Genomic DNA, 8,336 nt, shown 5'->3' with positions numbered 1-8,336 from the left:
CCGCCTGCTCCGGCTGCTGGGACGCCGCGGCACTTCACGGTCCGGGAGGACCGCCCCGCCGCCCACCGTCGTCTTCACCCACGGCTACTGCCTCAACCAGGACGTCTGGCACTTCCAGCGCGCGGCCCTCCGCGGTGCGGTGCGCACCGTCTACTGGGACCAGCGCAGCCACGGCCGCTCCGGCCGGGCGCCCGTGGGCGAGCAGGTCACCATCGATCAGCTCGGCGACGACCTGAAGATGGTCCTGGACGCCGCTGTGCCCGAGGGCCCGATCGTGCTCGTCGGGCACTCGATGGGCGGCATGACGCTGATGGCCCTCGCCGACCGCCATCCGGAGTTCGTCGCGGAGCGCGTCATCGGGGTCGCCTTCGTCGGCACCAGTGCGGGCGGCCTCGGCGAGGTGACGTACGGGCTGCCGCTTCCGGCCCTGGGCGTGAAGGCCGTACGCCGAGCGGTCCCAGGGGTGCTCAAGGCCCTCGTGACACAGACAGCGCTGGTCGAACGGGGACGCCGGGCGGCGGCGGACCTCTTCGCCGGCCTGGTCAAGCGCTACTCCTTCGGCAGCGGGCACGACGTCGACCCCGGCGTCGCGCGCTTCGCGGAGCGCCTGATCGAGTCCGTTCCCATCGACGTGGTCGCCGAGTTCTACCCGGCTTTCGAGGCCCACGAGAAGACGGCCGCGCTCGCCGCCTTCGAGGAGTGCCCCTCGCTCGTACTGGCAGGCGAGAAGGACCTGCTCACGCCGTACGCGCACAGCGAGGCCATCGCCTCGGCACTGCCCTCGGCACGGCTGCGGATCCTGGAGGACACGGGGCATCTGCTGATGCTGGAACGTCCGCACACGGTCAACGAGGCGCTGGCTGCGCTGATCACCCGTGCGGTGAGCGCTTCCCGGCGGGGCCGCGCGGCACGCTGAGCAGACCGGGCGTGCCCACCGGGGGCGGCGCGGGGCTCTCACTCCCGCGCGTACCATCCGGACGCATGGAAGCACCACAGTCCTCGGCGGCACAGTCCTCCGCCGCCCGGCCCTCTGCACGGCAGTCCTCTGAGGGGCAGCCCTCCGCGGGAGACACCGCTCTCGCCGTCCGCCACACCACCGATGTGCCCACGCCCGACCGGATGCGCGAGACGGGACGTCGCATCGCCTCGCTGCTGCGCCCCGGCGATCTCGTCCTGCTCACGGGCGAGCTGGGCGCCGGGAAGACCACGCTGGCCCGCGGCCTCGGCGAGGGCCTCGGCGTACGCGGTTCCGTCACCTCGCCCACCTTCGTCATCGCGCGCGTGCATCCGTCGCTGGGCGACGGCCCCGCACTGGTCCACGTCGACGCCTACCGGCTCGGCGGGGGAGGCCTGGAGGGGATGGACGACCTCGACCTGGACGTGTCGCTGCCGGAGTCGGTCGTGGTCGTGGAGTGGGGCGAGGGAAGGGTCGAGGAGCTCTCCGAGGACCGCCTCCACGTCGTGATCGAGCGCGCCGTCGGCGCGGACTTCGACGTCACGGCTGACGAGGCCGACCCGGAGGCCGGGGAGGTGGACGACGTACGGACCGTGACGGTGACCGGAGTCGGGCAGAGGTGGCTCGAGGAGGACCTCTCCGTCCTTGCATGACCCGCCTCCCGGCGTCCCGACAACCTGTCGGCAAGATGTTGCGTCGGCGACGGCGGACGTGGTCAGATGGGGTGCGAGAGCGGGGTTAGGTCTGCCTCACTTGCCTCGCCCGCCCAAGGAGCCCTAGGAGGCACCCATGTCGGCCGAAGACCGAGAGCAGGAGCCCGGCGCGCAGTCGGCGGCAGGCGTGTCGATGCGCGCCCTGCTGGATTCCTGTGCCGCCGCCGACGCGATCTCGAAGCCGCCGTCCGGTGCCGGGGAAGGCGCGGGTGTGCGCGACGAGGAAGAGCCCTCCGCAGAGCCGAAGCGCGACGCCGCCTGATCTCCGAGCACTCCTGATCGCAGAAGCCCCTGGTCACCGATCCCGGTGCCCGACGTCCCTCCGCGGACGCCGGAGGAGCCTCAGCGGACGACCACGACCTTGGTGCCGATCGTCGCGAACAGCCACATGGCCTCGCCGTCCGCAGCGCGCTCCCGGATGCCGCCGGTCTTCCGCTGCTGTTCCGGCTCTGGAAGCGACCCGTCGAGCGCGGAGCTGAACCCTATGGTCGTGCCCTGACTCGTGGCGAAGCGGACCACGTTCTCGACGGGCACTCCGTCCGAGCCCGTGACGTGCGGCGCCCGTGACTCGACCTTGTACGTGCCCGGCTTCGGGTCGACCGTGCTCGGGTGTACGCGGAAGGTGCGCTTCACCTTCTGGTTCGGGCCCATCAGCCACACACGGTTGCGCCCCAGGTCGTAGACCACGCGCTCGCCGGTGCCGGAGAACGCCGGGAGCGTGACCTTCTGCTTCTTGCGTTCGGACTTGCCGGGAGAGGAGTCGGAGGAGCCGGGGGACTCGGATTTCACGCGGTCCTGAGCGGCGTTCGCCTGGTAGGCGAAGAACCCGACGACGGCGAGGGCCGCCGCTGTCAGACCGGCCACGACCGCTCCCGCGCTGCTGCCACGTGCCATCGTGCGCCGCCACCTCTCATGATGTCTGCCTGCGACGGGACCGACCGTAGCAGTCGGGTGTGCCGGACCTGGACGGAGCGGCCCGCTGCCGGCGGGCGCCGGAGGGCTCCGGTTCCGGATTGGAGTCGGCGGCGCGCATGTGTTCGCATGTGGCGATGACCCCCCACCGACCCCCGACAAGTTCCACAGGGTGGATACGGAAGGCACCGAATCCTTACGAGGAGCTGGCCTCTCCCGACGCGCCGCCGCCCTCCCGCGGCCTGCCCAGTCCGTACGACGCGCTCGGAGCGGGCGGCCGGGGGGACGCAACGGGGCGACCGGGTCCGGACGGTGAACCGCTGGCGGGGTCCGGCCTGTACGGGAGTCCGTACGACGGCTTCCGCGGCGACGTGAACAGCGAGGGCGAGGGGCCGCTCGGCTTCGCCCTCCGCTCCGACCACGACGACTCGTACCACGAGCGCATGCCGCACCTGCGGGCCGTGCGCAGACGGCGGCGTTCGCACATCCGCAGGACCATGAAGACCGCCGTCGCCGTCCTCGTCCTGCTCGCCTTCCTCTTCGTCGGCGACCGCTGGGCGGCCCTCTACGCCGAGAACCAGGCGGCCGGGAAGGTGAAGGACGCGCTGAAACTGCACGCGGAACCCGAGGTGCACATCGGCGGTTTCCCCTTCCTGACGCAGCTGGCCCGCGAACGCCTCGACCACGTCGACATCGCCGTCCCTGACATGCCGGCCGGCCGCGTCTCCGTCGCGCAGGTGAAGGGATCGGTGAAGGACGTACGGATCGTGGGCGGCGCTCCGTCCTCGATCAAGGGCGCCGTCCTCGGGCGGATGCGGGGCGAGGTGCTGCTCGACTTCGACGACCTCGACCGCGAACTGGGCACCTCCCAGGTCGACTTCAGCGCAGGCAAGGACGACTCGGTGCTCGCCCGCGGCGAGTTGCCCGTCGCCGGCCGCAAGGTCGAGGTGCAAGGACGCGCCCACCTGCGGCGCACCGGCGACCACGGAGTCGGGACGACGGTGGACTCGATGCGGCTCGACGTGCCCGGGCTCTTCTCCTACACCCCCGGCAAGGACGGCGGCCTGCGGCTGGCCCGTCCCCTCGCCGAGCGCATCAAGCGGGACGCCGCCGAGGCGAAGGCGCTCTTCCGGGTCGGCTCGGTCGCCGAACGGTTCGGGCTCACGCCGCAGCGGGCCGCGGAGGTGTGGCAGAGCGAGCAGGCGCTGAACCGCACGACGGGAACCCCGTTCTTCGTGGACAGGCTCATGAAGATCAACATGCTGGACGTACTCGTGGAGCACCCCGCGCTGCTGAAGCGCATCGGCATCGACCCGGCCCTCGTCGAGGGTGTGAAGAAGATCGAGGAGCCGAAGCTGGCCGAGAGGCTCTCGCTGTCCGTGCGGCTGCCGGAGATGCCGGGTGACGTGCGGCTGCGCGGGATCTCGGTCGCCGAGGACGGGATCAGGGCAGAGCTGACGGGCGTGGACGTCCCCTTCGGCGGCGGCGCGAAGAAGGAGGAGGCACGCGGGCCGGCGCAGGACCAGCGCCGCAAGGCGCCGTAGCCGCGCCGGGCCCCCAGCGAAGTCACCCGAAAGCGTCCCGTGCGGGACCCCGGGTCGAGCACTCCCTCATCCGCCGTAGGCTGGCTCCCGTGCTGTTGCTCGCTCTTGACACCGCCACCCCCGCCGTCACCGTCGCGCTGTACGACACCGACGGCGACCGCGTGCTCGCCGCCGCCGACCAGGTCGACGCCCGTCGCCACGGTGAGCTGCTGCTTCCCTCCGTCGACCGCGTGCTGCGTGAGGCCGGCCGGTCCCTGGACGAGGTCGGCCGCCTGATCGTGGGCGTCGGCCCCGGCCCGTACACCGGGCTGAGGGTCGGCCTCGCCACCGCGGAGGCCTTCGGCGCCGCGCTGGGCACCCCCGTGCTCGGGCTGTGCTCGCTCGACGGCATCGCCTACGCCTCCGGGCTGGAGAGCCCGTTCGTCGTGGCGACGGACGCCCGCCGCAAAGAGGTCTACTGGGCGCGGTACGCCGACGCCCGTACCCGCCTCGGCGATCCCGCCGTCGACCGTCCCGAGGACCTCCCCGAGGACGTCGTGAGCATGCCTGCGATCGGCGCCGGAGCCCGGCTGTACGAAGGCACCTTCACGGCGCCCTGCGCGGCGGACGGCGGGGAACGGCGCGCCGACCTGCCCGTCGACCAGTCGGCGGCGGCGCTGGCCTGCCTCGCGGCCCAGAAGCTCGCCAAGGGTGAGGACTTCCTCCCGCCCCGGCCGCTCTACCTCCGCCGCCCCGACGCCCGTGTGCCCACCAACTACAAGGTGGTCACGCCCAAGTGACCGGAGCGGAGTCCGCCGCGGTCCCGGACATCGCGCTGCGTGAGATGCGCTGGTGGGACATCGAGGCCGTGCTCGACCTCGAACGTGTGCTGTTCCCGGAGGACGCCTGGTCGGCGGGCCTGTTCTGGTCCGAACTCGCGCACGCGCGCGGGCCGTACGCCACCCGCCGCTACCTCGTCGCGGAGACGCATGGCCCCGGCGGGCCCGTCCTCGTCGCGTACGGCGGTCTCGCAGCGGTGGGCGGCACCGGCGACATCCAGACCATCGGCGTCCTGCCCGCCCACCGCGGCGTCGGCCTCGGCGCGCGACTTCTGAGCGAACTGCTCTCCACCGCCGCTCTGCTCGGCTGCGGGGAGGTGCTGCTTGAGGTCCGCGTCGACAACGCCCCGGCACAACGCCTCTACGAGCGCTTCGGGTTCACCTCCATCGGCGTACGGCGCGGCTACTACCAGCCCGGCGATGTCGACGCCCTGGTCATGCGCCTGGAGTTCCCCACCCACGCCTCGACGACCCCCTCCCAAGGAACCAGGACCCATGGCTGACGAACCCCTCGTCCTCGGCATCGAGACCTCCTGCGACGAGACCGGTGTCGGCATCGTCCGCGGCCACACGCTGCTCGCCGACGCGATCGCCTCCAGCGTCGACGAGCACGCCCGCTTCGGCGGCGTCGTGCCCGAGGTCGCGAGCCGCGCACATTTGGAGGCGATGGTCCCCACCATCGAGCGCGCCCTCAGCGAGGCCCGCATCTCGGCCCGCGACCTGGACGGCGTCGCGGTCACGGCCGGGCCCGGCCTGGCAGGAGCCCTGCTGGTGGGCGTCAGCGCCGCCAAGGCCTACGCGTACGCGCTCGGCAAGCCCCTCTACGGCGTCAACCACCTCGCCTCCCACATCTGCGTCGACCAGCTGGAACACGGCGCCCTGCCCGAGCCGACCATGGCGCTTCTCGTCTCCGGCGGGCACTCCTCCCTGCTCCTCGCACCGGACATCACCGCCGACGTACGCCCGCTCGGATCGACGATCGACGACGCCGCCGGTGAGGCCTTCGACAAGGTCGCCCGCGTACTGAACCTCGGCTTCCCCGGCGGCCCCGTGATCGACCGGTACGCGCGTGAGGGCGACCCGCAGGCCATCGCTTTCCCGCGCGGGCTGACGGGGCCGCGCGACGCCCCGTACGACTTCTCCTTCTCCGGCCTCAAGACCGCCGTCGCCCGCTGGATCGAAGCCAAGCGCAACGCCGGCGAAGAGGTCCCCGTGCGTGACGTGTCGGCCTCCTTCCAGGAGGCGGTCACCGATGTGCTGACCCGGAAGGCCATCCGCGCCTGCAAGGACGAGGGCGTGGACCATCTGATGATCGGCGGCGGCGTCGCCGCCAACTCCCGGCTGCGCTCCATGGCGGAGGAGCGATGCGCGGACGCGGGCATCACGTTGCGGGTGCCGCGGCCCAAGCTGTGCACGGACAACGGTGCGATGGTCGCCGCCCTGGGCGCCGAGATGGTCGCCCGTCGCCGCGCTCCGTCCGACTGGGACCTCCCGGCGGACTCCTCGCTGCCGGTCACGGAGCCGCACGTGCCCGGCAGCGGCGGGCCGGCAGGCGAGCACGTCCACGGCCACGCTCCCGGACACTCCCACGACCATGTGCACGAACTGAGCGGGAAGAACCTCTACTCATGACCGTCGCCTTGATGTGGGAGGCCAAGGCCGCCGACGGACGGGGCACGGACCTTCTCGACTGGGCCCGCGGCCAGGAACCGGAGACGCCCCCGCTGCGCCGCGAGACCTTCTCGGCTCCCGGCGGCCGCGTGCTGGTCATCACGTGGTGGTCCGCCGACTTCTCCGCGAGCCTCCCCGAACTCCCCGAACCTCCACCGGAGTTGATCGCCCGGCCCGTGCACCGCTGGCGCTTCGAGCAGGTCTGAGGGCAGGGCTGGAGCAGGCCCGGGGCAGGTCGCGACGGGCATGGCGGGTGCGATGGCCTGAGCACCGTGCCGCCGGGCCTACGGGCGCAACGGGTGACCCAGCAGCATCGTCGGGGCGCCCGCGACGCGGGTCAGGAAGACCGTGCAGGAGTTCGGCCCGTCCAGCTTGAGCTTCTTCCTCAGCTCAGCCGGCTCCACTGCGGATCCCCGCTTCTTGATCGTGGCCACGCCGACGCGGCGTTCGCGCAGCAGTGCCCGCAGCCTCTTGAGATTGAAGGGCAGCACGTCGGTGATCTCGTAGCCGGTGGCGTACGGGGTGGGGCGTGCCTCGTCGCAGGTCACGTAGGCGATGGTCGGGTCGATGAGCCGGCCGTCCAACTCCTCGGCCACCTCGGCGACCAGATGGGCGCGTACGACGGCACCGTCGGGCTCGAAGAGGTAGCCGCCGACGGGCCCGGCGGGCGGATCGGGCAGCCGACGGGAGAGGAGAGAGCGCGGTCCCGGCAGCAGCGTCGCTCGTACGAGTGAACTCTCCGGCGAACTCCCGTCCCCCGTACCGAACCAGAGCACCGCCTCCTTCACGTCGCCGCCGTCCGAGATCCACTCCGCCTCGGCTTCCTCCGGGACGGCCTCGTGCGGGATGCCGGGCGCCACCTTCAGCGCTGCGTGCGAGACGCGGCGGGCCACTTCGACGGCCCAGGAGAGCGGCGGGGAGTAGGCCTCGGGATCGAAGATCCGGCCCTTGCCGCCCCGGCGCGCGGGGTCGACGAAGAGCGCGTCGTAGCCGGAGACATCGGCGTCGCCGACGTCCTGGCACCGGACCTCGATGCGGTCGGCGAGCCCCAACGCCTCGGCGTTCGCCCGCACCACGTCGCAGGTCAGAGGGTCCCGGTCCACGGCCAGCACCTCGACTCCGGCCCGCGCCAGCGCGATCGCGTCCCCGCCGATCCCGCAGCACAGATCGGCCAGCCGCCGCACGCCCAGCCCGCGAGCCGGGTCGTGCTGCTCTCCGGACGCGCCCGAAGTGCCGGACGCATGGGACGAGTTGGAGGCGGTGGACGTGCCGGCGAAGCGCCCCGCCCGGTACGCGGCGACCCCCGCGCGGGTCGACTGCTCGAGCCCGTCGGGAGTGAAGTACATCCGCGCGGCGTCCTCAGCACCGAACTTCGCCACCGCCCGCTGCCGCAACCGCGCCTGGGCCAGGGCCGCCGAGACCAGCTGCGGCGGATGGTCACGGCGCAGCCGCGTGGCCACTGCCAGCTCACGGTCCGGCTCGTAGCCCTCCAACGACCCCAGCAGCGCCTGTCCTTCATCGCCCAGCAACGCGGCGAACGCCTCACGATCCACCCGGGCATTCTCTCTTCCCCCTGCCGGGGCAAGTGACTTCGGGGGCTCTCCGAGGCGCCGTCGCGGGCGTTCCGACTGCGACGCGGCTCCAGCGAACTGGCACTCTAGTTGACGGAGTGCTAACCGCGGCATAATGTCGGCCCTGGCACTCTCCCATGGCGAGTGCCAGA

Annotated in this window: 10 protein-coding genes; 8 read left to right on the top strand and 2 right to left on the bottom strand. The window is 72.3% G+C overall.

The genetic code is table 11. The features are described 5' to 3' along the window. The 3 genes from H5J26_RS11440 to H5J26_RS11430 form a co-directional block, all read left to right on the top strand. Positions 1–916, top strand: a 916-nt coding sequence (locus H5J26_RS11440; RefSeq protein WP_181765686.1) for an alpha/beta fold hydrolase, incomplete at its 5' end; no start/stop codon positions are given. Between the two features lie 65 nt (positions 917–981). Beyond that, positions 982–1,608: a tRNA (adenosine(37)-N6)-threonylcarbamoyltransferase complex ATPase subunit type 1 TsaE gene (gene tsaE / locus H5J26_RS11435; RefSeq protein WP_181765685.1), complete on the top strand. Its 627-nt coding sequence runs from the start codon at positions 982–984 to the stop codon at positions 1,606–1,608. Between the two features lie 136 nt (positions 1,609–1,744). Further along, positions 1,745–1,930, top strand: coding sequence for a hypothetical protein (locus H5J26_RS11430; RefSeq protein WP_181765684.1), 186 nt, complete (start codon positions 1,745–1,747; stop codon positions 1,928–1,930). A gap of 80 nt (positions 1,931–2,010) precedes the next feature. On the opposite strand, the gene H5J26_RS11425 is transcribed toward H5J26_RS11430, so the two are convergent. After that, the gene (locus H5J26_RS11425) at positions 2,011–2,562 is read right to left on the bottom strand and encodes a hypothetical protein (protein ID WP_181765683.1); all 552 of its coding nucleotides are present in this window, start codon (positions 2,560–2,562) and stop codon (positions 2,011–2,013) included. A gap of 155 nt (positions 2,563–2,717) precedes the next feature. Between H5J26_RS11425 and H5J26_RS11420 the strand changes: the two genes are divergently transcribed. From H5J26_RS11420 to H5J26_RS11400, 5 genes are all read left to right on the top strand, one after another. Then, complete coding sequence (locus H5J26_RS11420) at positions 2,718–4,124, top strand: DUF2993 domain-containing protein (RefSeq protein WP_235980625.1); 1,407 nt, start codon at positions 2,718–2,720, stop codon at positions 4,122–4,124. Positions 4,125–4,213: 89 nt separating this feature from the next. Then, positions 4,214–4,903: a tRNA (adenosine(37)-N6)-threonylcarbamoyltransferase complex dimerization subunit type 1 TsaB gene (tsaB, locus tag H5J26_RS11415; protein ID WP_181765681.1), complete on the top strand. Its 690-nt coding sequence runs from the start codon at positions 4,214–4,216 to the stop codon at positions 4,901–4,903. After that, a complete protein-coding gene (rimI, locus tag H5J26_RS11410) occupies positions 4,900–5,445 on the top strand; it encodes a ribosomal protein S18-alanine N-acetyltransferase (protein ID WP_419183779.1) in 546 nt (181 codons plus the stop codon). Before tsaB ends, rimI begins: the two co-directional genes overlap by 4 nt. Further along, positions 5,438–6,574: a tRNA (adenosine(37)-N6)-threonylcarbamoyltransferase complex transferase subunit TsaD gene (tsaD, locus tag H5J26_RS11405; RefSeq protein WP_181765680.1), complete on the top strand. Its 1,137-nt coding sequence runs from the start codon at positions 5,438–5,440 to the stop codon at positions 6,572–6,574. Before rimI ends, tsaD begins: the two co-directional genes overlap by 8 nt. Then, entirely contained in the window at positions 6,571–6,819 is a 249-nt protein-coding gene (locus H5J26_RS11400) for a hypothetical protein (protein ID WP_181765679.1), read from the top strand. The genes tsaD and H5J26_RS11400 overlap by 4 nt, the downstream gene beginning before the upstream one ends. Positions 6,820–6,897: 78 nt before the next feature. Here H5J26_RS11400 and H5J26_RS11395 read toward each other — a convergent pair whose 3' ends face one another. After that, positions 6,898–8,166, bottom strand: coding sequence for a THUMP-like domain-containing protein (locus H5J26_RS11395; protein ID WP_309237870.1), 1,269 nt, complete (start codon positions 8,164–8,166; stop codon positions 6,898–6,900). Positions 8,167–8,336: the final 170 nt, after the last annotated feature.

The sequence above is a fragment of the Streptomyces albidus (ex Kaewkla and Franco 2022) genome, assembly GCF_013870515.1.
GTDB lineage: Bacteria > Actinomycetota > Actinomycetes > Streptomycetales > Streptomycetaceae > Streptomyces > Streptomyces albidus.
This window is presented reverse-complemented; position numbering and strand designations above follow the sequence as displayed.